Below are 22,148 nucleotides of genomic sequence, written 5' to 3'. Positions count from 1 at the left end.
TTTTGTTTTGACGCGTTTTCTTCACGCGAACCGGTATCCACTTCGCTCGAAAACGCCCTAGCCGTAAGCGTCGCTGTTGATCCCGTATTCCTCGTAGATCGAGAGCGGATTGCGGTTGGGGAACAGCCGGCATTTGGCCTGCGCCAGGTGCAGGCTGACGGCGGCGGGCTCGCGACCGTGGGCGAGCAGCTTCCGGATGTCCTCCATGTGCGTGCGCGGCTGGTGCTTTTCGGGAAGCTGCTCCAACGCGACCAAAGCCGTCGCCAATGCTTCGACAACCACCCATTCGTCGTGGCCGGTAATTCCCTTTCTCGGCATTCGCTCACCCCACCTATCGTGGTGATCAAATTCTACCCCGGTCCCGACAAATCCGCCATGGAGGTGTGGCTTTTGCGCGGCCTATTCCGCCTTGAGGCCGGCAAACTTGACGACACCGGCCCATTTCCCGGTTTCGTCGGCCACCAGCTTGCCGAAATCGGCCGGCGATCCCGGCATCACGTCGCCCCCGATCGCGGCGAAGCGTGACTGCATGGTTGCGTCGGCAAAGGCGGCGTTGATCTCCTTGTTCAGCCGCTCGACGATTTCGGGAGGCGTCTTCGCCGGCGCGGCGATGCCGTACCATTGGCTCGCGTCATAGCCGGGCACGGAAGCTGCGATCGTCGGCAGATCGCGCAGCACCTCGGCGTGCGAGACCGTGGTGACCGCGAGCGCGCGAAGCTTGCCGCTCTTGATGTAGTCGGTGGTTCCCGGCGCCGCCGCGAACAGGGCCTGCACCTGGCCGCCGAGCAGATCCGCCATGGCCGGCCCCTGGCCGCGGTAGGGAATATGGACCATGTTGGTGCCGGCCATCGCATTGAACAATTCGCCCGCCATGTGCGGCGCGCTGCCGATCCCGGCGGACGCCATGTTGATCTTGCCGGGGTTGGCCTTGGCGTAGGTGATCAGTTCCGCGATGCTGGCCGCGGGAACCGAGGGTTGGACCAGCACGACCATGGGCACGCGGATGACGCCGGCAACCGGCGCGACGTCACGCAGGAAGACGAAGCTCAGTTTCGGGTAGAGCGAGGCGTTGACGGCGTTGGGCAGGGTCGCGAGCAGCAGAGTGTAGCCGTCGGGCGAGGCCTTGACCACCGCTTCGGTCGCGATGTTGCCGTCGGCGCCGGTGTGGTTCTCGGTGATGAACGGCTGGCCCAGGCGCTCGGACAGCCATTGCCCGATGAGGCGCGCGGTGATGTCGACGCCGCCGCCGGCCGAAAAGCCCGCAAGAATGCGGACGGGATGGTCCGGATAGGCCGCGTCCGCCGCGACCGGCTTCACGCCGGCCGACAGCACGGCCGCGCCTCCCATGTATTTCAGCACGTCGCGTCGCCTCACGGTCGCCTCGGGATCGAACCTGCCATCGTCCTGGTTCCACGCATGGACGAAAATCCCGGAAGTTGCAAACGGAAGGAGCAGGCCGCCATTCTTGGTTGTTTCGAGGCGATCAGCTTCGCGCGGTGCGTCGGCCGCCAAGCGTTGCCTTCTTGTTTACGGCCTTTGCGTAGATTGCCCCTGTGCGGGGTTCTTGCGGGTTGCTTTGGACTTGCGTGAACCGAAAATACGAAGGACTACTTGGGTACCGCCAACCCATAAGAGCACCCATATGAGACTTTTTAGCTTCGCTTATCGCTTTGCCACCAACTTCGCGTTTCTGGCTGCGATATATATGAGCCTGAACTACATCGAGAAATACAGCAACAGGGCGGTGCTGGCCATCGTGGTGCTGCTGTATGCCGCCTTGCGCGCGGCTTCGGCGTTGCGCTCCTTCCACTTCTTCGGACGCATCGAGCGGCTGGAAGCCGAGGCGCGGCGTATCATCGCGCTGATCACCGAGGGTGGGGCACAATCGCCGCTGCGCAAGCAGACGGTCCAGGACGTCGCGCAGCTGCGCCGCGACGGCGAGATCAAGTCCTTCATCGATCTGTTCTTCCTGGCCGCCATCACGCTGCTTTGCGTCGCCAAGATCGTGACCGAGTGAGGATAGGTCGCTCAAGGTGAGCCGGATTCCAGCTCGCCTTGAGATGCCTCGCCGGGCAGCAGCCGCTTCGTCAGTTCTTCGTACATCATCCGGTTGCCGTCGGCGGAGAAGTGGTCGTCGCCGACGATGTAGAGGTGCTCATACCAGTCCTTGTCGCGGTCGGTGGCCGCGAAGAACACTGGGAACAGGTCGATGAAGGCCTTGCACCGGGCAGGGCAGAAATCCCGCCACAGCCGGACCTGGCGGCTGTCGCGGTCGTTCTGCGCGATCTGCTGGGCCCACGGATAGACGACGAGGGTCAGCGGAATGCCGCGGCTTGCGAGGAGATCGGACAGCTTGCCCATGTTCTGGAGCGACCGCGCAATGCCGCCGTCGACCCCGAGCGGCTGGTAGCGGACGGCTTCCGGATGCGGCGTGGTCCAGCCGATCCGGTTGTGGTCGGTCTCGATTCTCCTCCGCTTGTTGCCGTTGAGCGTCTGCAGCCAGCGCTTCACCGTGATGCGCAGGCGGTTGGTGACGGCGAAATGATCGATGAAGAAATCGCGCTTGATGGCGGGAGGCGGAACGACGCCGGGAGGCGTCGTGCAGTATTGATGGTATTTCGGGTCGTCGTCGATGCAGAAATAGGACGTCGCTTCGTCCTCGACGTCGGAAGAATCGGAGAACAGCACGACCTCGTCGAACTTCAGACCGCGATCAAGCAGGTACTTGATCTTCCTGTAGTAGATGCTCGGCGAATAGGAGGCGACGCCGGCGTCGAGGAACTCGACCTTGTCGGATAGTTTCTCGCCTCGTTGCGCGAGCAGGCCGGCGAACGAATCCTCCCAGGTCATCCCGATTCCTTCCGTGAAGGAATCGCCGATCAGCAGAATCCGGTGGGCGTCGGACCGCATCGGCACATCACGCGCGGAGCCGTCCTTGAAGCCGAGGCTGTTGGTGAACAGCGGGTAGCGTACCTCGCCCCAGACGTCATAGCCGTCGAATCCGGGCGCAAGACCGTGATCGTAGACGGGGTCGTAGACGCGGGCGCTGCGCTCGCGCTCCTGGCCGTGCATGAAGGTGGAATAGGCGAAGTCGAACAGCACGAACAGCCCGAGGCAGTAGAGGACCATCACGACGCCGGTCAGCATGCGCCTGAGCGCGGACGCCGACTTGAATGAGGCCTTTGAGAGTGGGCTGTCCGGCATCGCCTTTACCGTTCGCGCACCTGGTGGCGCCAATGAGATCTCTCCAGTTCATCGCAAGCGGGCCATAATGAGGCGGAAAAAAACGATCCGTGATACTTGCACCCGTTCGGTCGCTGCGAAATAAGACGAGCCGCAATGGCGTCTTGTGGCAGCTGTGATGGGCCAGTCAACTCACGAAAGCTTTGTTCGGGAAGAAATATCCGCGCCGGGCTCGGACCGTAGCTTCGGTCTGGTGATGGCGGCGGCGCTCTTGGTCGTGAGCCTGCTCAACGGCTGGCATCGAGGGCGTCTGTGGCCGTGGGAGTTGGGCCTCGCACTCGTCTTCTTGCTGGCCGCCTGGCTTGCGCCATCCGCGCTCCATCCGCTCAACCGCCTGTGGATGCGGCTCGGCCTCGTCCTGCACAAGATCGTCAATCCGATCGTCATGGGACTTTTGTTCTACGGCACGATCTGGCCGACCGGAATCGTGATGCGTCTTCGGGGCAGGGACCTGTTGCGCCTGAAACGCGAGCCGGCTGCGGAAAGCTATTGGATCGTGCGCGAGCCCGGCCCCGCGCCGGAGTCGATGAGAGACCAGTTCTGAGGGTGGATTTCACATGATGGACTTCCTGGCCGAACTGTGGCGCTTCATGCGGGCGCGGAAGAAATTCTGGCTGCTGCCGATCCTGATCATGATGGTCGTATTCGGCGGCCTCGTCGTGCTGACCAAAGGCACGGTGTTCGCGCCGTTCATCTACACGCTGTTCTGAGCCATGCGCATCCTCGGCATTTCCGCCTTCTACCACGACAGCGCCGCCGCGCTGGTCGAGGATGGCCGCATCGTCGCCGCCGCGCAGGAGGAACGTTTCACGCGCAAGAAGCACGATCCGTCGTTTCCGCGTCATGCGATCGGCTATTGCCTGGAGGCGGCCGGCGCGAAACTGTCCGAGGTCGACCACGTCGCTTTCTACGACAAGCCGTTCCTGAAGTTCGAGCGATTGCTCGAAACCTACATCGCGCTCGCGCCGAGAGGCTTTCGCTCGTTCCGGATGGCGCTGCCGCTCTGGCTGAAGGAGAAGCTGTTCCAGAAGAGCCTGTTGCGCAAGCAGTTGAAGGCGTTCGACGAGGCGTTTTCCGCCGACCGGCTGCTGTTCACCGAGCATCATCTGAGCCACGCCGCGTCGGCGTTCTTTCCTTCGCCGTTCGACAGGGCCGCGGTGCTCACCATGGACGGCGTCGGCGAATGGGCGACGACCTCGGCGGCGATCGGCGACGGCAGCAAGCTCGAGATCTTCCAGGAAATCCACTTTCCGCATTCGCTCGGGCTGCTCTACTCTGCGGCTACCTACTACACGGGGTTCAAGGTCAACTCGGGCGAATACAAGGTGATGGGGCTCGCGCCGTACGGCCGGCCCAAATACGCGCAGCTCATTCTGGACAATCTCGTCGACCTCAAGCCCGATGGCTCGTTCCGGCTCGATCTGTCCTATTTCGATTATTGCACCGGGCTCACCATGACCAACGAGCGGTTTGCAAGACTGTTCGGCGCGCCGGTGCGCGGCCCCGACCAGCTCTTGACGCCGTTCCACATGGACGTCGCGGCCTCGATCCAGGCCGTGCTCGACGAGGCCGTGCTGCGGCTGACGCGCAGCCTCGCCGAGCAGACCGGGGCGCGCAATCTCTGCCTGGCGGGCGGGGTGGCGCTGAACTGCGTGGCCAACGGCAAGGTGCTGCGCGACGGCAAGTTCGACCGGATCTGGATCCAGCCCGCCGCCGGTGACGCCGGCGGCGCGGTCGGCGCGGCGCTCGCCGCCTACCACCAGTTCAAGGCCCAGCCGCGCGTCGCGGCACCGGCGGATGCGATGAGGGGCGCGTTCCTCGGCCCCGAATTCGCACAAGACGAGATCGAGCGCAGGCTGGCGGCGGCCGGCGCGCGCTTCTCGGTCCTCGACGAGGCGGAGATGGTCGCTGCTGCTGCGCGGGCGCTGGCCGACCAGCTCGCGGTCGGCTGGTTCCAGGGCCGCATGGAATTCGGTCCTCGTTCGCTCGGCGCGCGCTCGATCCTGGGCGATCCGCGCTCGCCGACCATGCAGAAGAATCTCAATCTCAAGGTCAAATATCGGGAAAGCTTCCGGCCGTTCGCGCCCGCGGTGCTGCGCGAGGATGTCGCCGACTGGTTCGAGCTCGATTCCGACAGCCCCTATATGCTGATCGTCGCCGACCTCAGGACGGACAAGCGGCGGGCGATGAGCGCGGACGAGGAGGCGCTGTTCGGCATCGACAAGCTGAACGTCGCGCGCTCGGAAATTCCGGCCGTGACCCATGTCGATTATTCCGCGCGGATCCAGACGGTCAGCGCCGACACCAATCCGCTGTTTCACCGCCTGCTCACGCAGTTCAAGGCGCTGACGGGGTGCCCGGTGCTGGTCAACACCAGCTTCAACGTGCGCGGCGAGCCGATCGTCTGCACGCCCGAGGATGCGTTCCGCTGCTTCATGGGCAACGAGCTCGATCTGCTCGTGGTCGGCAACTGCATGCTGAGGAAGCCGGAGCAGGACCCTGCGCTCAAGCAGGACTACAGCTCCGCCTTTGAGCTCGATTAGCGCCTTCTCAGGGTGGCGATCCGGACCGTAGGCCGGCCGCCCGCCTCGGCATGAACGCGCCGCTGCGGCAGATGACGGCCATGCGCGAAGCGGCCGCGGACTTGCCGTCTCGGGGCGGGAACCGGCGTGGCGTCGCCCTTGACCTCCGCGGTCGTCGCCGGCTGATCATCAGCATGACGCCGCAGGAACGGGAAAGGCTGGAGCGTTGCGCGGGCCGTTTCCGGGATGCTGAAAACCGTCGCCGCCGGTACGGGCAACGAGACGACGGAGTCCTGCGTCGACGACGCGGCCGGATAAGGCCATGACGCTGGCTCAGGCGGCGGCACGCCGTGCCGCCTGGCGCGCGCGATCGGCTCGGCCGACAGCGGCAATGATGCGTCCAACGTGCCGAAATCCGGGGGCGCGGGCGCGGCATCCGCTTCGGGATGAGCGTAGATGAAGGTCGGAATTCTCGGCCAATGCGAGATCGCCACGTTCTCCGACGGCGGATGCAATTGCCATTGCTCCGGCCCGGCCGGCGTTGCGGGCTGCGCTGGCGTGGCCGGCACGACATGGACGATGCGATAGCCGCGCGCTTTCAACTCATGCAGGATCCACGGCAGCGCCGCGACCGTGCGCGCCTGGATGTCGTGCAGCAGCAGAATGCCCTTGCCCTTGGCTTCCAGCCGCTTGATCGCGAGTTCGTAGACGCGCGAGGCGGGGATGCGCCGCCAATCGTCGGCGAGGAAGTCGGCGCTCCAGACCTGGATGCCGAGCGAGGCCAGATGATCCTCGGCGGCATCGGAACGGTTCAGGCCCGGCATGCGGAAGAACGGTGCCAGAGCGGCCGGATCGCTGAGCGTCGCCTTCGTCGACTCGATGCCCTGGTCGATCTCCTGCTTGATCCTGTCGGCCGGCATGCGCTGGAACGCCAGCGGATGATTCTGGGTATGGGTACCAATGGTGTGGCCCTCGGCGACGTATTTGCGCACACCGTCGGGATTGGCGCGGGCCTGCTGGCCGATGATGAAGAAGGTCGCCTTCACGCACTGATCGGCGAGGATCTGCAGCACCTGGCTGCTGTTCTTCGGCAGCGGACCGTCGTCGAAGGTCAGCACCACCTCGTGATCCCTGAGCGGAAGCGTCTCACGATACTGCATCGTGCCGATCCGGGGATGCTCGCGGGGATCGACGACAAGCGTGCGCGAGGTGCCGAGCGCATCGGGATGGCCGGGACAGGTTTCGGCGGTGGCCCTCCCGGCATGGAGAGCGAGCACCCCAAGGCACAACACCGTCAACGACGACGGCCACACGCCAGCCCAACGACTACCGCTCATGAAACACAGCCCGCATTCCAAGTCCGAGGACGGACGATCTCCGTTGCATCATGAACGCAGCGTGAATTGCCCGGCCTTCTGATCAGGGCACGCCGTCGAAGTCGACGGCCGGCCCGGTCGGCACCACATGGACGATGTGATAGCCATTGTCACGCAGATAGCGCAAGAATGCCGGCAGCATCGCGGCGGTGTGTCCTTTCGGGTCATGGAGCAGGATGATGCCCTTGCGTGCAACCGCCAGTCGGTCCGTCAACAGTCGCAGCTCCCGTTGCGGGGTCATCGGGTTCCAGTCGCTCGCCCAGAGATCGGCGCCGAACACGGCGATGCCGCGCGACTGCAGAAAATCGAGGGTCGCAGGCGTCGATTCGAAGCCGGGAAACCGGAAAAAGGGGGTGCTCGGCGTCGTCGCCGCGGTCCCGTGGAGGACTTTCTCGATCGCCGCGATGCCGCGGTCGATCTGATCGAAGGCCGCGGCCTTCGATATTCGCATCAGACTCGGATGGGTCCAGCTATGGTGCCCGATGGTGTGTCCCTCGGCGGCGATCCGCTTCGCCAGATCGGGTTGGTCGAAGGCTGACCTTCCGATCAGGAAGAAGGTGGCGCGTACGCATTCCTGTGCGAGCGCCGCGAGCACCTTCCCGGTCGTCGGCGGCGACGGCCCGTCATCGAAGGTCAGCACGACCTCGTGATCGCCGAGCGGCAGGGTCTGCGGAAAGCTCTTCAGGCCCACGCGTGGGTAGCTCACTGCGTCGACGGCGAGAACTCGTGACGTCCCCAGCGTTCCCTGGCGCGGACAGTCGGCCGCCCGCACCATGGTAACCGGCGCGAGCGCGATCACCAGCGCGATGGCGATCGCTTCGAATGAAGTCGCCTGCGGTGCCTGCCGACGCATATTTGGCATTGCCCTTTGTTGCCGATTGGGTATTCGGTGAATCGAGAAATGCAAGGACTTGATTTGGTTTCGGTTGCAGCGATTTCGCGCCCCGACGTCAAGTCCGAGACGATCAGGCCCAACTGTCAAACCGGCGAGGCGCGTCATGGCCGAACACATGCATGTTGTTCCCCGCGCCGATGCCGGGGTGCTCGAGCGCGCTCCGATGCGCGACGAGGATGGCGAGATCAGGCCTGATTTCGTCGCGGAAATTGCCGAGGCGATCGGGGCGGGTGACGCGTCCTTCCTCAAGGAAGTGGTGGCGGAGCTGCACGAGGCCGACCTCGGCGACCTGATCGCCGCGCTCGAAGCCGACGACCGCGTCCGCCTGGTGGAGCTCACCGGCGCCGACTTCGATTTCTCGGCCCTCAACGAGGTCGACACCGCGGTCCGCGAGGAAATCCTCGAGGAGCTCGAGCCGGAGACGGTCGCGGAGGGCGTTCGCGAGCTCGAGTCCGACGATGCCGTCGAGCTTCTGGAGGCGCTGGACCAGGAGGAGCAGGAAGAAATCCTGGAAAGGCTGCCGCCCTCGGAGCGCGACGCGCTGGAGCGCAGCCTCGACTATCCCGAGGATTCCGCGGGCCGGCGGATGCAGACCGACTTCATCACCGTCCCGCCGGACTGGAGCGTCGGGCAGGCGATCGACTATATGCGCGAGACCGAGGATCTGCCGCATCGATTCTACGAAATCTACGCGGTCGATCGCGCGCAGCGCTGGCAAGGTGCGGTGCCGCTGGACGCGCTGTTGCGCTCGCGCCGGCCGGTGCCGCTCGCCGACCTGATCGATGAGGATCGCCGCCGCATCGCCGTCACCGACGACCTGCAGGAGGTGGCCCGACTGTTCGGCAAGTACAACCTCGTCGCCGCGCCCGTCATCGACGGCAACGACCGGCTGGTCGGCGTCATCACCGTCGACGACGTCGTCGACGTGATCGAGGAGGAGGCCGACGAGGAGATCAAGGCGCTCGGCGGTGTCACCAGCGACGAGGAATTGTCCGACAGCGTCTGGACCATTGCCAGGGGCCGTTTCAACTGGCTCCTGGTCAATCTCGCAACCGCCTTTCTGGCTTCATCCGTGCTCGGCCTGTTCGAAGGCCAGTTGGAGAAGATGGTCGCGCTCGCCGTACTGGCGCCGATCGTCGCGAGCCAGGGCGGTAACGCGGCGACCCAGACCATGACGGTCGCGGTGCGGGCGCTGGCGACGCGCGAGCTCGGGCCGGGCAATGCCTTCCGCGTCATCCTGCGTGAAGGCCTGGTCGGGCTGGTCAATGGCCTTGCCTTCGCGTTGATCACCGGAATCGCAGCGGTTGCGTGGTTCCAGGTCCCCGGGCTCGGCTTCGTGATCGCGCTTGCGATCATCTGCAATCTGGTGGCCGGCGCGCTCGGCGGCATCCTGATCCCGATGGTGCTGGAGCGGGTGCGGGCGGATCCCGCGGTGGCCTCCGGCACCTTTGTGACGACCGTGACGGACGTGGTCGGGTTCTTCTCCTTTCTCGGCATCGCCACGCTGTGGTTCGGGCTGAAATAGATCAAGCTTTACAGGAACTTTTATCGTTAATCCGGCCTTAACGGGCTTCGCCGATGATCGCTCCGGGCGAGGGTGATATGATGCGGCGATTGCGATTGAAGGCGGATGGCAGGATTGTCGAGCTGCGGGACGGACAGGAGTTTCCGCTCGCCCCCGAAGCGCTGACGGCGTCGGGCGCACGTGGAACGCCGGAGGTGCGCGACCTGCGCCGTCGCGCACAGCTCACCCAGGAGGAGTTCGCCGCGCGTCTCGGTGTGCCCGTCGAAACCATCCGGAACTGGGAGCAGGGCAAGCGTGCTCCGCGCGGTCCGGCGCGGGCGCTGCTGACGGTGATCGCGCATGCCCCCGACACGGTCTTTGCGGCGCTGGCGAAATCCTGATCCGTAACCAGCGGCCAAGCTGATTCCTCAATTTCGTTGGTGTTGTGGTCCGCCCAAGGCATAATGGGGCGATCCTTGCGAGTTTCCCGTTCATGCACGTAGTCGAGGCCAATGGCGCAAGAATTCCGGCGATCGGGCTTGGCACCTGGGAGCTGAGCGGACGCACCTGTGCGCGCGTCGTCGAGCAGGCGATCAGGCTCGGCTACCGGCACATCGACACGGCGCAGGTCTACGAGAACGAGCGCGAGGTCGGCGAGGGCTTGCGTGCCTCCGGCGTGAGGCGCGACGAGATGTTCGTGACCACCAAGGTCTGGACCACGCATTTTGCCCCGAATGATCTCGAGCGCTCGACCAAGGAGAGTCTGGTCCGTCTGCGGATGCCCGAGGTCGATCTCCTGCTGCTGCATTGGCCGAATCCGCACGTCCCGCTCCAGGAGACCCTCGGCGCGCTCGCCCGTGCCAAGCAGATCGGGCTTTGTCGGCACATCGGGGTCTCGAATTTCACGGTGGCGCTGATCGAGGAGGCGGTCGGCGCCTGTCCGGAACCGCTGGTTTGCGACCAGGTCGAATATCATCCCTATCTCGATCAGGCCAAGGTGCGGGAGGCCTGCGCGCGGAATCACATGGCGCTGGTCGCCTATAGTCCAATTGCGAAGGGCCGCATCAAGAATGACGAGACCTTGGCGCGGATCGGGAAGATGCATGGCAAGAGTCCGGCGCAGGTCTGCCTGCGCTGGCTGGTCCAGCAGAATGTGTGCGCCATTCCGCGCACGTCGAAGATCGAGCGGCTGTCCGAAAACATCGATATTTTCGATTTCACCCTGTCGGATGACGAAATGAGCCGGATTTCGTGCCTGGGCGACGCCGGCCGCCGGCTCACCAATTTTGGATTTGCGCCGAAATGGGATTGAGGGCTTTTGGCGGGCGGCTATGTTAGCCGCCGCAGTGGCGGCACCCAACAATCGATCGGCGGCAATGGAAGTTCGGAACCTCTTCCGACCCGACATGGCGGTATCGGTGATCGCGCATGTCCTGCTCATCGAGCTGATCGTCCTGTTCGCCGGCGTGCAGCCGTACTCGACCAGGTCGGCGGAGCCGATCGCCGTCGATCTGGTCGCGCCGGAAGAAGTCAAGCAAGAGCCGGCTCCCCAGCCGCAACCGCCGCCTCCTGAGGCGTCGTTGACGACTCAGGACGTGTCGGCGGGGCCGACCAACCCCTTTACGTCGGCGACGACGTCCACTCCGCGCCAGCCGCCTTCGGAAAATTCCCCTCCGCCCGCGGCCGCGCCTCAGCCACCGCCGTCCCCCGCCGCGTCGCAGCCCGCCACGTCGCAGCCGGCGAAGGCACCAGTGGCGCCGCCGCAAGCAGCACCATCCCCGGGCTATGTCCAGCCAGATCCCGATATCACCGTCAAATACCATGTGATGCTTGGCTTGCCGCTCGAGCTGCCTCGGGAGACGCCGCTTGCCTCAGTCGATGCTTCCCATGATGGCGGCGATGGCAGGGATTCAGCGCCCAGCGACGTGGGCTCCGGCGTGGTGGCGACGTTTCGGAATCACTTGAAGACCTGCTCGAAGCTGCCCCCGACAGTCGCGCCCTCCGACAATTTCATCATCAAGATGCAGGTGGTGATGCGGCCGGATGGCGGGCTCGCGGCCGAGCCGAGCATGGTGCAGGGGCCTCGCCCGTCCCAGAAGCTCGTCGATTTCCGCGACAGTGCGGTGCGCGCCATCGTGGCATGCGCGCCATACACCATGTTGCCGGCGGACCGCTACCGCGAATGGAAGGTGCTCACCTTCTCGCTCAGGCCGCAGGATTTTGCCTCCTGATCGAGGGCAGCGGCGTGCTATGCCGGACCGCCCAGCGAAGGACCGTTTACATGACCCTCAAACTCGTGATCGGCAACAAGAACTATTCGTCATGGTCGATGCGGCCGTGGCTTGCGATGCGCGCGAGCAACATCGGCTTCGAGGAAGTGTTCATTCCGCTCTACACCGAGGATCCCGCCGACAAGGCGCGCATCGTCAGCTTCACGCGTTCGGGCAAGGTGCCGGCGCTGATTGATGGCGACGTCACCGTCTGGGATTCGCTCGCGATCATCGAATATCTCGCCGAGCGTTTTCCGGAGAGCCGGCTTTGGCCCGAAGATCGCGCGAGCCGCGCGCATGCGCGATCCATCTCAGCCGAAATGCATTCCGGCTTCCTGCCGTTGCGCAGCGAATGCGGCATGAATCTGCACCGGCCGATCCGCGCGGTCGCGTTGTCGGCGGACGCGCGCGCCAATATCGCGCGGATCGAGGAGATCTGGACCGAGTGCCGGGAGCGCTATGGCAGGCTCGGACCGTTCCTGTTCGGCGCGTTCGGCGCAGCGGATGCGATGTTTGCGCCGGTGGTGCACCGCTTTCGCACCTATGCCGTCGAGGTGGCGCCCGCGGTGCGAGCCTACATGGATACCATGATGGCGTTGCCGGCTTTCGACGAGTGGACGAAGGCAGGGCTTGCCGAGACTCTCATCATCGAGCGGATCGAAGCCTTGTGAGTGCATGGACCTGCACGCCGGCGCTTGACGCGTGACGGCGGAGGCATACTGATCTGATCATCATCGTTCTCCGAGATAAGGAGCCAGCCATGGGAATTCTCGATTCGCTGGAAAGTTCGGGCATCCTCGGCAAGCTCGGCGCCGCCGTGCTTCCCGTCGTGCTGAGTGAAGTGATGGGCACGGGCAGCCAGGGCGGCCTCAATGCCATCGTCGCGAAGCTGGAGCAGGCCGGCTTCGGCGATCAGGTCAAGTCCTGGATCGGAACCGGCCAGAACCTGCCGATCAGCGCGGATCAGGTCCGTCAGGTGCTCGGCAACGACACGATCCGGCAACTGGCGGCCAAGTACAACATTCCCGTCGATCAGATCGCCGAGGTGCTGGCGCATCAACTCCCGGTGGCCGTGGACAAGGCAAGCCCTGACGGCAAGCTTCCGCACAACGCCTAGTAGGTGGTGCCGCAAGCCACGATGGTGGCCCGGCGACCGCTTTCCATCAATATCCCGCTGAAAAAACTGCGGAAAATGTGCATTTGGCATGACGGGATGTGGCTGGCCAATGCGCAATTCTGCGTGTTATACAGCGCCCCGGTTTTCCAGATGGCCCTGCGCGGGACCCTTGAGCGCGCGGGCCGGTATCCCAGTATGATGGAGAGGGCGTTGAAGCACAAATTCCCTGTTGGATCGACCGTCTACTTCACTGCAAGCAACGTTTCGCGTCCCGCGGCGACCGGCACCTACCAGGTGATCCGACAACTGCCAACCGAAGGCGATGACTGCCAGTACCGGATCAAGAGTTCGACCGAAGCCTTTGAGCGGGTTGCCAAGGAGAGCCAGCTCGCAATTTCCTGAGGACGGAACGCGCGGCAACCGGATGTGATGCCCCGCGCCGCCAAAAGGCCCGGTTTGCAGAACCAACCTGCAACGATGGATGCCGGTATCTGCATTCATTCGGTTGCGTGAAGGAGCAGCGCGCATGGATTGGGCGTGGGCCACATCGCTCGACCAGCTCTGGCGCTCGGCCGCATTCCCGATGTGGCTGACGATGGCTGCGGCGGGATTTTTCGGGATCATCGTCCTGATCACGCTCTTGCGTGCGGAGAAGTCGGTCGCGACCGGCGCTCTGACCGTCATCACTTTGCTGGCGATCGGGATCGCCGTTGCGGCCACCATCCGCGGCTATGGCCCGGCAGGCCGCATGTCAGCCGGCGACACGCGACCGGCTTCCATGATGAACACCGCTCAGCCGGCCTTGGCCTGTCTTGACGATCTGGCCGGAGAAGCCGTGCTGATGGCCTGCGAAAAGGCCGTGTTTGCCACCGCCGAGTCCACGGCCGCGGCGGTCACCTACACTGCATGGCAGATCACGCAATTGACGTCACTCGGCGACGTCACGGCGGCCGAGCCGAACATGACACCGGAATTGCGGGCGCTGCGACGGTCGGTGGAGCATGATCGCTATGGACTGGTCGCCCAAGTGCTGCTGACGCGCGATCACTGTTCGGCCATACAGTGCGCCGCATTCCGCGCGCTGACCGATTATCGGCAGATCATGGTCAACATGAACGAGCATGTCTACGAAACCCTGGTCGGCCGCTATGCGCCGGCGTGGAATGCGCCTCCGGCGGTCGCCACCGCAGCGGCGCCTGCTCCTGCGCCAGTGGCGTTGCTCGCGGAGAAGCCGCCGGGCAAGCCGACCAACGCCGATTTCCCGAGCGCAGCTTCGATCCCACCCATCAGCATCATGACCGCGGAACCTGGCGCGTCGCGCTCGGTGACGCCGCCGGCGGCACCTGCGGCCTCTGCAGCCAATGCCGCGTTGTTGCCCACGAAGCCAGCGCCGCCGCCTGCGGCGGCAGCCAAGAAGCCGGCGCCAAAGCGGCCGGCCGCCGCAGCCGCGCCACCATCCACAGCCGCGCCTGCGCCGGCGGCCTCGGAAGATTGATCGTCCTGCCTCCGGCCGCTAGAGCTTTTTCCGTTCCGATGGAATCGGAACGGAAGCTCTAGCTTCTTTGTTTTGACGCGTTTTCTTCACGCGAACCGGTATCCACTTCGCTCGAAAACGCTGTAGTTATCGGACACCATGCCCGTTCACCTGATCAAGCTTGCCGTTGGCTGCGATTCCGTCAAGGAACTGAAGGACTGGGTTGCCGAGCGTATGAAAACCGCCCGGAAGAAAGGCCTTCCGCAGCATCACATCCACATCACCCGGATGACGCCGAAGCGGGTCGAGGACATCCTCGCGGGGGGATCGCTCTTCTGGGTGATCCGCGGCGAGATCGCTGCACGCGAGAAGCTGATCGCGATCGAGCCGTTCCGCGATCGCGACGGCATCGGGCGCTGCCGCCTCGTCATGCAGCCCAGGGTGATCGCCGTCTCGCCACGGCCGATGCGCCCGTTCCAGGGCTGGCGCTACCTCACCGGCGACACCGCGCCGCCCGATCTCGACAAGATCTCGGCGGCCAATGTGGGAGCGATGCCGGAGCCGATGCGGCGCGAATTGCGCGACCTTGGATTGCTGTAGGGAACGGCGGGCAGGGCGCCTGCGCCCGGTCTATACCGCGATATTGTCGATCAGCCGGGTCCGGCCGAGCTTGGCCGCCACGAGGATGCGCAACGGCCCGTCATCGGCGGAGGTGATCGGGGCGAGCGTTTCGGCGTGGCGGATCTCGAAATAGTCGAGCATAAAGCCTGCGGCCTCGATCAGCGCGGTCCCGCCCGACATCGCCGCCTGGATGTCGTCGCCGCCCTTGATCCGGCGACGGGTTTCCTTCATGGCACGATACAGTTCCGCCGCCACCCTCCGTTCCTCGGGCGATAGGTAGACGTTGCGCGATGACATCGCGAGACCGTCCCGCTCGCGCACGGTCCGCGCGCCGATCACCTTGACGCCGAGGTCCAGATCCACGGCCATCCGCGCCACGACCCGCAATTGCTGAAAATCCTTCTCGCCGAAAATCCCGTAATCCGGCCGGCATTGCGTGAAGAGCTTGCCGACCACAGTGGCCACGCCGCCAAAGAAGTGCGGCCGGAAGCGGTCTTCCAGGCCCGCGATCGCCGGTCCTTCCGGCACGATCCGCGTGGCGAAGCCGTCCGGATACATCGCCTTGACGTCGGGATGCCAGATCAGGTCGACCTTCTCGGCGGCGAGCTTGGCGAGATCGGCCTTCCAGGTCCGTGGGTACGAATCGAAGTCCTCCGACGGCGCGAACTGAGTCGGATTCACGAAGATCGAAACCACGACTCGCGCCGCCCGTCGCTTGGCCAGCCGGACCAGCGACACGTGCCCGTCATGCAGCGCACCCATGGTCGGTACCAGCGCGACGGTGGACTTCCTCGAACGAAGGCTTTCGATGGCGGCGCGCAACGCCGGAACCGTGCGCACGATCTTGGGGGAAGATGACATCCTGGCTCTGTCTTGTTGGAGGCTGGCAGGCCGCACGCTGGCCGTGGCTTGGGAGGGATCGATGCTTATCAACCCCGGGCGGCGCGTGATGCAAGCACGGCCGCTTCCCGACGGCGCATTTTCGTGAAGGGGCATGCCTCGGTCGCACGCAGCCGGCGCGGCGCGCATGCGATTCATCATTAAGGTCACACGCTCGTTGATTTGCGCATCTCTGCTCTCATTTTCCTTGACCGCAGGCGTGTGTGATTTGATGATGACTACGGGGTCAAATCATGCTGCTACAAACCAGCCAAGGGCAATCAGGCGCTGCGCACGTTGTCGTGCTCGGCAACGAGAAGGGCGGTTCCGGCAAGTCCACCGCCGCGCTGCATGTTGCCGTCGCGCTGCTGAAGGCTGGTCAACGCGTCGCCACCATCGATCTCGATTGCCGCCAGCAGAGCTTCACCCACTACATCAGCAATCGGAGCGTCTGGGCTCGCCGTACCGGGCTCAACCTCGAGTTGCCTGTGCATCACGTGATCAAGCTCGGTGAAACGATGCAGATCGCCGACAACGAAAATTCCGAGTTCCAGCAATTCATCGACGCCGTCAGCACGGTCGAGACGGCCTTCGATTTCATCGTGATCGATACGCCGGGAACCGACAGCTACCTGATGCGGCTCGCGCATTCGATGGCCGACACGCTGGTGACGCCGATCAATGACAGCTTCCTCGATTTCGACGTGCTCGGCACGGTCGATCCCCAGACCTACGCGGTGACCGGCGTCAGCCACTATGCGGAGATGGTGCGGGAGACCCGCCGCAAGCGGCGCCAGCTCGACGGCACCACCACGGACTGGATCGTGGTGCGCAACCGTCTGTCGATGCTGGGCTCGCGCAACAAGCAACTGGTTGCCGATGGTCTCAAGGAATTGTCCTTGCGGCTCGGCTTTCGGGCCATCGACGGACTTGCCGAGCGCGTCGTCTATCGCGAGTTCTTCCCACGCGGGCTCACCGCCCTCGACGACATCGACGAGGCGACGCTCGGCACGCGCCCCAACCTCGGCCACGTCACGGCGCGCGAGGAGGTGACGAGCCTGTTGCGACAGCTCAAGCTGCCGCTCGACGAACGAGGGCGCCGCCGCGCGGCGAACCGGGCGGAATGGTTCAGCCAGGTCGACAAGCCCCTGGAAGTCCACGACATCCTGGGCGCCTGAGCGGGCTTTGCGCCGCAAAGCCGAACGCGCTTTTTACCCGCACTTTACCGAACAATTGAACCTCGCTTTGATGCTTCGTCCCGAAGCTGGCGCGGGACGATGGCGTCGCTGCCTTGGCTGCGCAGGAACTAGCTGCGTCGCACAACGAATCGGCTGGAAATTCACAACTTTTGGCCTTTTTGTCACGCTAGCGTGACGTGTATAGTTGCATTGGCAACACGGCGGAACTTCTCGGTTCAGGCCCAGGGACGAGCATGAAGCGTGGCATAACGGTTCTGGTTTCGGTTGGCGTGCTGGTAACAATCGCCTATTTCACGGCGAGCAAATGGGCGATCAGGCACCAGACCATCACCTTCTACGACCAGAGCCGTGAGAACCGGCCCGTTGCCGTCGACATCGCCGTGCGGCGCGACAAGGAGATGCAGGCCGAGGCTGGCATGATCAAGCTGCCGGTTGCGATCATCAACCACGGCAATACCGTCAAGTTCACCGAATATTCGTTCCTGGCCAACGTCTTTGCCGCCCGGGGCTACATGACGGTGAGCATCCAGCACGACCTGCCGACCGATGCGCCGATGGTGACCAAGGTCGGTGAGCTCTACGTCGGCCGGTTGCCGCAGTATCAGCGGGGTATCACCAACATCAAGTTCGCCATCGAGGAGATGAAGAAGGTCCAGCCCAACGCCGACTATGACCATCTCACGATGGTCGGTCATTCCAACGGCGGCGATATCTCGATGTATTTCGCCAAGCAATATCCCGAGCTGATCAACAAGGTCGTCACCCTCGACAACCTCCGCGTGCCGTTCGTCACGTCGGGCAAGTTCAAGATCCTTTCGTTCCGTTCGAAGGATCCGCAGTTCAAGGCCGATCCCGGCGTGGTTCCCACTGGCGATGTCTGCGACAAGGAGGGCATCACCGTGGTGAACACCGCCTTCCAGCACAACGACATGCGTGACACCGGATCGGACCAGGCCAAGTCCTCGATCCAGGACATGCTGGACAAATTCCTCGCCGATACCGATACGGACGGCGCGGCCCCGGTTCGGGCGCCCGATCTTGCCGATCCCGGTCCGGTCACGCCTTACGTCCCGACCGGCAACGAGGCCAGACCCGGCAAGCTCACGCACTGATCTTCGGCGCGTCGTCAGCACTTCCATCTGTCGCGGCGACATTTAAATAATAGACAGAGAAGTCTCCGCGACAATCCGTGAGCGCCGATGTCCGGCGAACCGATCAAATCCAGATCCGGCGACGTGGCAGCGCAGCAAGCCGCCAAGGACGGTTCGCTGCCCGCAAGCAAGCCATCGACCTCCGAGGATATTGCCGCCTTCGTCGCCAAGGCGAAGGCGATGTCGCCGCACGCGCCGGGCAGCAAGGGAAGGCTGATCTTCGCGCTCGACGCGACCATGAGCCGGCAGCCGACCTGGGACATGGCCTGCGCGCTGCAGGCCGACATGTTCCGCGAGGCCGCTGCGCTCGGCAGCCTCGACATCCGCCTGGTCTATTATCGCGGCTACGACGAGTGCCGTGCGACGCGGTGGATTTCGGACAGTGCCGAGCTGGCGCGGCTGATGGGCAAGATCGATTGCCGCGGCGGCAATACCCAGATCGGCAAGGTGCTGTCCGACGCGCGCCGCGAGGGCGCTGCCTCCGGCGTCCGGGCCGTGGTCTTCGTCGGCGATGCCATGGAGGAAAAGGTGGACGACCTCTGCGCCAAGGCAGGCGAGCTCGGCATGCTGAAAGTGCCGGTGTTCCTGTTTCAGGAGGGGCACGACGCCGACGCGGAGCAGGCGTTCCGCGAGATCGCGCGGCTGACGGGAGGGGCGTGGTGCCGCTTCGATCCCGGCGCCGCAGCCCAGCTCAAGGAGCTGCTGCGCGCCGCAGCCGCCTATGCCGCCGGCGGACGCGAGGCGTTGATGCGATTATCGGCCCGCGAGAGCGGCGCGGCGAGGCTGCTCGGGCAGATGAAATAGAGCGGCCTTATCCAGGCGTCGTCGCGGCGCGCGCAAGTGCCTGCAATGCTGCCGATAGATTACCGATCACGGTTTCGTGGGCGCCGCCGCCGCCGTGCCGTTTCGCAAGCCAGGCAGGGTCATTGTAGGACAGGAAGGTCACGCCTGCGGCATCCTGCCAGACCAGCGCCTTCAGCGGCAGATCGATCCCCATGGTCTGGGCGGCCTGCATCAGGGGCGTGCCGCCCTTGGCGTTGCCGAAGATCAGCACTTCGGTCGGCCGTAGCTCGAGCCCGGCGGCGCTGGCACCGGCCGCGTGATCGATGCGGGCGAACAGCGTCAAGCCTTTCGACTCGACTTCGGCTGCGAGGCGGTCGGCCGTCAGCTTCGGCCCGTTGCTGCTCCGTATCGTGGTCAATCCGTCGATCGTCATGGCGTGCTCCGGCTCGCTTTCCGGGAGAGTCGAAAGACTAGGGCGCCGGTGTCGGCGATGCCAACGAACTTCTCGTGTGTGATCCCTCCGGCGTGGTTGCAGCCGGCGAGTTCGCCATGTTTTTTGCCTTTGGTCGGACTATATTGGGCAGATGCCGACCCTGATTGCAGGCGCCGTCGCCGTCATCGTCCTGTATCTGCTGCTGCAGATGTTCCGTGCGGCCAATCCGGCCCGGCTCGCGCGCGCCATCAGGATCGTCGGCGGTGTGGTCGCGCTGGCGGTTGCCGCCTTCGTCGGGGTGAGGGGCGAGCTTGCGGTGGCGATCCCGCTCGGCGTGTTCGGTGCCGGCCTGCTCGGCTGGTCGCCATTCGCCAACTCCGGCTTCGGCGGCATTAGCGGGTTATTCAGGGGCGCCGGTACGCCGCGCTCGGCGGGGCAGAGCTCTCGGGTCCGCTCGCAATTTCTCGACATGACGCTCGACCACGACAGCGGCGCTTTGGCCGGGTTGATCGTGGCCGGGCCCCATACCGGCCGTTCGCTCGACGAGTTCGACCTGCCGCAACTTACGGCAATTGCAGCCGGCTTCGACGCCGAGAGCGTGACGTTACTTGAAAGCTATCTGGACCGCCGGTTTCCCGCCTGGCGTCAGAACGCGAAGGGAGACACGGCAGGGGGGCAGCGCCGCACGGCGGCGAGTGGCAAAATGACGGACGAGGAGGCCTACCAGATCCTTGGCCTGCAGCCGGGCGCGGGGCGCGACGAGATCGGGCGAGCCCACCGCGCGCTCATGAAGAAACTGCATCCCGACCAAGGGGGGTCGACGTACCTCGCCGCCCGGATAAACGAGGCCAAGGATACTTTGCTTCGTACGCATAACGGCTAACTCCGGCAACGCTAACAACGCTACGAACCGAAAGTCGCTTCTGCTCACGCCCTGATGAACGCCAGCCTTTCAACCCGCCGTTATCCGGCGTGGTTCGTCGTCCCTCCCAATCGCTTCTAAGCGGAAATCCTTGACGAGAGGTTTGCAGCAACAGGGCGAGAGGAACTCTTCGAATGAAAAAGCCCGTGCCGGGGTCGGCACGGGCTTTTCTCAGCGGCCTGCTGAAGCGCCGACCTAGAGCTTTTTCCGTTCCGATGGAATCGGAACGGAAGCTCTAGCTTCTTTGTTTTGACGCGTTTTCTTCACGCGAACCGGTATCCACTTCGCTCGAAAACGCTCTAGTTGTGAAGGGTCATGCAGGAGATGTCGGAGCGCTTCAGAGCCTTGCACACCGCTTCGGCCTGATCCCGATCGAGGCCAGCGAAGCGGGCGCGGTACAGCTTGCGGTCGCCCTTGGCCACCACGGGCTCGGTGAAGGGATCGGCCCTGCTGAGCAGGCCGTGGGCGCCGTTGCGGGCCGCCTCGATGCGCTGCTGTGCCTCGCCCTCGCTCTCGAGCGCGCCGACCTGGACGATCCAGCCGGTATGAACGACGGGCTTGCTGGAGGTATCCTGCAGAGCAGCTTGGGGTTGCGGCGCGGCCGGAGGCGGGGCGGCATAGGCCATGGCCTGCGGCGCCGGCGGAGCGGAAGGAGCAGCGACCGCGGAGGCCGGCAGCACGCCAAGCAGACCGTTACCGGTGCCATGCCCGGGCGGCTGCGGCGGCAGGTCGGTTCGTGCCACTTCAGCGTCCGATCTGGCGCCGACGATGGCATTCGACGTCTCGGGCAGGCTCGCGGCCGGCGGCGGCACCGCGTTGGTGGTGGTCGGAGCCATTTGCGCGGGAGCCGCGGAAGCCAGCTTCGTCGGCGCGGCCTTGATCTGGACGGTCTTGACGCGGACCGGCTTCATCGGCTCGGACGAGCCGGGAATGACGGCCATCGGCTGGGTCTGGATCACGCCCGAGGTCAAGGGGGCAGGCGGGGTCGGCGGTACCGCCGCGGTTGCGGCTGCAAATGCGGCGGTGACCTTCGACAGCGGGGAGGCCGACCGGGCCGGCGCGGCTCGCACGGTAGTCGCCGACTGCGGGTCGGCGTCGGCCACTTCGACGGCCTCGTTGCCGCCGCGCTCGGAAATTGCCGCGGCGGTGCGGGTCGTTGCCCCCTTGTCGAGATTCTCCGCCAGCAGCCGGCGCATGATGGCGTCGCGCGAGCCGCCGCTGCTGCCGCCCATCACGACGCCGACCAGGAAGCGGTTGCCCCGGTGCATCGAGGTCACGAGGTTGAAGCCAGAGGCGCGGGTGTAGCCGGTCTTGATGCCGTCGACGCCTTCGACGCTGCCCAGCAGGCGATTGTGACCGTGGATCGTCTCGCCGCGGAAGGTGAAGGTCGTGGTCGAGAAATAGCGATAGTAGCGGGGAAAGCGATCCTGAATGGCGCGCCCGAGGATCGATTGATCGCGCGCTGTCGTGATCTGCTCGTCATTGGGCAGGCCCGAGGCGTTGCGATAGGTGGTGCGGCTCATGCCGAGCGCGCGCGCCTTGCGGGTCATCATCTTCGCGAATTCGTCTTCGCTGCCGCCGATATATTCGGCGATGACGACGGCGGCGTCGTTGGCGGAGCGCGTGACGAGGCCTTTGATCGCGTCCTCGACCTTGATGGTCTGGCCGGGCCGGAGGTTGAGCTTGGTCGGATCCTGATCGGCGGCGTGCTGCGAGACCGGCATCTCGGTGTCGAGCCTGATCTTGCCGGAGTCGAGCC

25 protein-coding genes are annotated in these 22,148 nt (G+C 64.7%); 17 read left to right on the top strand and 8 right to left on the bottom strand.

Features of this window, described 5'->3' with window-relative positions; translation table 11 throughout:
* Positions 1 to 57: 57 nt before the first annotated feature.
* Both JOY90_RS16055 and JOY90_RS16050 read right to left on the bottom strand, forming a co-directional pair.
* A complete protein-coding gene (locus JOY90_RS16055) occupies positions 58 to 318 on the bottom strand; it encodes a hypothetical protein (protein WP_291692095.1) in 261 nt (86 codons plus the stop codon).
* A gap of 81 nt (positions 319 to 399) precedes the next feature.
* A complete protein-coding gene (locus tag JOY90_RS16050; protein ID WP_291692094.1) occupies positions 400 to 1,512 on the bottom strand; it encodes a tripartite tricarboxylate transporter substrate binding protein in 1,113 nt (370 codons plus the stop codon).
* 130 nt (positions 1,513 to 1,642) lie between these two features.
* On the opposite strand from JOY90_RS16050, the gene JOY90_RS16045 reads away from it, so the two are divergent.
* Complete coding sequence (locus JOY90_RS16045) at positions 1,643 to 2,017, top strand: hypothetical protein (RefSeq protein WP_291692093.1); 375 nt, start codon at positions 1,643 to 1,645, stop codon at positions 2,015 to 2,017.
* 11 nt (positions 2,018 to 2,028) lie between these two features.
* Here the strand turns inward: JOY90_RS16045 and JOY90_RS16040 are convergent, their stop codons facing one another.
* Positions 2,029 to 3,204 (bottom strand): hypothetical protein, encoded by a 1,176-nt coding sequence (locus tag JOY90_RS16040; RefSeq protein WP_291692092.1) that lies wholly within the window; start codon positions 3,202 to 3,204, stop codon positions 2,029 to 2,031.
* A gap of 157 nt (positions 3,205 to 3,361) precedes the next feature.
* Here JOY90_RS16040 and JOY90_RS16035 point away from each other — a divergent pair, with 157 nt between their 5' ends.
* Genes JOY90_RS16035 through JOY90_RS16025 form a run of 3 tightly spaced genes read left to right on the top strand, consistent with a single transcriptional unit; the run spans position 3,362 to position 5,786 of the window.
* A complete protein-coding gene (locus JOY90_RS16035) occupies positions 3,362 to 3,787 on the top strand; it encodes an SxtJ family membrane protein (RefSeq protein WP_291692091.1) in 426 nt (141 codons plus the stop codon).
* A 16-nt stretch (positions 3,788 to 3,803) separates the two neighbouring features.
* On the top strand, positions 3,804 to 3,953 hold the full coding sequence (locus JOY90_RS16030) for a DUF5989 family protein (RefSeq protein ID WP_291692106.1): 150 nt from the start codon (positions 3,804 to 3,806) through the stop codon (positions 3,951 to 3,953).
* Positions 3,954 to 3,956: 3 nt separating this feature from the next.
* Positions 3,957 to 5,786 (top strand): carbamoyltransferase, encoded by a 1,830-nt coding sequence (locus tag JOY90_RS16025; protein ID WP_291692090.1) that lies wholly within the window; start codon positions 3,957 to 3,959, stop codon positions 5,784 to 5,786.
* Here JOY90_RS16025 and JOY90_RS16020 read toward each other — a convergent pair.
* Together JOY90_RS16020 and JOY90_RS16015 are read right to left on the bottom strand one after the other, a co-directional pair.
* Positions 5,783 to 7,102, bottom strand: coding sequence for a polysaccharide deacetylase family protein (locus JOY90_RS16020; RefSeq protein WP_291692089.1), 1,320 nt, complete (start codon positions 7,100 to 7,102; stop codon positions 5,783 to 5,785). The two genes, JOY90_RS16025 and JOY90_RS16020, sit on opposite strands and share 4 nt — an antisense overlap.
* Before the next feature lie 82 nt (positions 7,103 to 7,184).
* Positions 7,185 to 7,916 (bottom strand): polysaccharide deacetylase family protein, encoded by a 732-nt coding sequence (locus JOY90_RS16015; protein WP_291692105.1) that lies wholly within the window; start codon positions 7,914 to 7,916, stop codon positions 7,185 to 7,187.
* Positions 7,917 to 8,139: 223 nt separating this feature from the next.
* Between JOY90_RS16015 and mgtE the strand changes: the two genes are divergently transcribed.
* The 9 genes from mgtE (at position 8,140) to JOY90_RS15970 (ending at position 15,001) form a co-directional block, all read left to right on the top strand.
* Positions 8,140 to 9,561: a magnesium transporter gene (gene mgtE, locus JOY90_RS16010; RefSeq protein WP_291692088.1), complete on the top strand. Its 1,422-nt coding sequence runs from the start codon at positions 8,140 to 8,142 to the stop codon at positions 9,559 to 9,561.
* A gap of 80 nt (positions 9,562 to 9,641) precedes the next feature.
* Entirely contained in the window at positions 9,642 to 9,941 is a 300-nt protein-coding gene (locus tag JOY90_RS16005; protein ID WP_291692104.1) for a helix-turn-helix domain-containing protein, read from the top strand.
* 92 nt (positions 9,942 to 10,033) lie between these two features.
* Entirely contained in the window at positions 10,034 to 10,852 is an 819-nt protein-coding gene (locus JOY90_RS16000; protein ID WP_291692087.1) for an aldo/keto reductase, read from the top strand.
* Positions 10,827 to 11,771: a hypothetical protein gene (locus tag JOY90_RS15995; protein ID WP_291692086.1), complete on the top strand. Its 945-nt coding sequence runs from the start codon at positions 10,827 to 10,829 to the stop codon at positions 11,769 to 11,771. Before JOY90_RS16000 ends, JOY90_RS15995 begins: the two co-directional genes overlap by 26 nt.
* A gap of 50 nt (positions 11,772 to 11,821) precedes the next feature.
* On the top strand, positions 11,822 to 12,481 hold the full coding sequence (locus JOY90_RS15990; RefSeq protein WP_291692085.1) for a glutathione S-transferase family protein: 660 nt from the start codon (positions 11,822 to 11,824) through the stop codon (positions 12,479 to 12,481).
* 89 nt (positions 12,482 to 12,570) lie between these two features.
* Positions 12,571 to 12,927, top strand: coding sequence for a YidB family protein (locus tag JOY90_RS15985; protein WP_291692084.1), 357 nt, complete (start codon positions 12,571 to 12,573; stop codon positions 12,925 to 12,927).
* A gap of 198 nt (positions 12,928 to 13,125) precedes the next feature.
* Positions 13,126 to 13,329, top strand: a complete 204-nt coding sequence (locus JOY90_RS15980; protein ID WP_291692103.1) for a hypothetical protein — start codon at positions 13,126 to 13,128, stop codon at positions 13,327 to 13,329.
* 124 nt (positions 13,330 to 13,453) lie between these two features.
* Complete coding sequence (locus tag JOY90_RS15975; protein ID WP_291692083.1) at positions 13,454 to 14,422, top strand: hypothetical protein; 969 nt, start codon at positions 13,454 to 13,456, stop codon at positions 14,420 to 14,422.
* A gap of 138 nt (positions 14,423 to 14,560) precedes the next feature.
* Positions 14,561 to 15,001 carry a DUF1489 domain-containing protein gene (locus JOY90_RS15970; protein WP_291692082.1) on the top strand — a complete coding sequence of 147 codons (441 nt, stop codon included), beginning with the start codon at positions 14,561 to 14,563 and terminating at the stop codon, positions 14,999 to 15,001.
* A gap of 30 nt (positions 15,002 to 15,031) precedes the next feature.
* Here JOY90_RS15970 and panC read toward each other — a convergent pair whose 3' ends face one another.
* Complete coding sequence (gene panC, locus JOY90_RS15965; protein ID WP_291692102.1) at positions 15,032 to 15,883, bottom strand: pantoate--beta-alanine ligase; 852 nt, start codon at positions 15,881 to 15,883, stop codon at positions 15,032 to 15,034.
* Positions 15,884 to 16,155: 272 nt separating this feature from the next.
* Between panC and JOY90_RS15960 the strand changes: the two genes are divergently transcribed.
* The 3 genes from JOY90_RS15960 (at position 16,156) to JOY90_RS15950 (ending at position 19,055) form a co-directional block, all read left to right on the top strand.
* Positions 16,156 to 17,079, top strand: a complete 924-nt coding sequence (locus JOY90_RS15960) for a division plane positioning ATPase MipZ (protein WP_291692081.1) — start codon at positions 16,156 to 16,158, stop codon at positions 17,077 to 17,079.
* Between the two features lie 254 nt (positions 17,080 to 17,333).
* A complete protein-coding gene (locus JOY90_RS15955) occupies positions 17,334 to 18,212 on the top strand; it encodes an alpha/beta fold hydrolase (protein WP_291692080.1) in 879 nt (292 codons plus the stop codon).
* A gap of 87 nt (positions 18,213 to 18,299) precedes the next feature.
* Positions 18,300 to 19,055, top strand: coding sequence for a VWA domain-containing protein (locus tag JOY90_RS15950; protein WP_291692079.1), 756 nt, complete (start codon positions 18,300 to 18,302; stop codon positions 19,053 to 19,055).
* 7 nt (positions 19,056 to 19,062) lie between these two features.
* On the opposite strand, the gene JOY90_RS15945 is transcribed toward JOY90_RS15950, so the two are convergent.
* On the bottom strand, positions 19,063 to 19,467 hold the full coding sequence (locus JOY90_RS15945; RefSeq protein ID WP_291692078.1) for a DUF302 domain-containing protein: 405 nt from the start codon (positions 19,465 to 19,467) through the stop codon (positions 19,063 to 19,065).
* A 151-nt stretch (positions 19,468 to 19,618) separates the two neighbouring features.
* Between JOY90_RS15945 and JOY90_RS15940 the strand changes: the two genes are divergently transcribed.
* The gene (locus tag JOY90_RS15940) at positions 19,619 to 20,350 is read left to right on the top strand and encodes a DnaJ domain-containing protein (protein WP_291692077.1); all 732 of its coding nucleotides are present in this window, start codon (positions 19,619 to 19,621) and stop codon (positions 20,348 to 20,350) included.
* A gap of 338 nt (positions 20,351 to 20,688) precedes the next feature.
* On the opposite strand, the gene JOY90_RS15935 is transcribed toward JOY90_RS15940, so the two are convergent.
* Positions 20,689 to 22,148: SPOR domain-containing protein (locus JOY90_RS15935; protein ID WP_291692076.1), on the bottom strand; the 1,460-nt coding region annotated here is incomplete at its 5' end.

Source organism: Bradyrhizobium sp. (assembly GCF_019242285.1).
In the GTDB taxonomy this organism is placed as follows: Bacteria; Pseudomonadota; Alphaproteobacteria; order Rhizobiales; family Xanthobacteraceae; genus Bradyrhizobium.
Note: the sequence above shows the minus strand (reverse complement) of the source record. Positions and strands in the feature narration are given on the sequence as shown.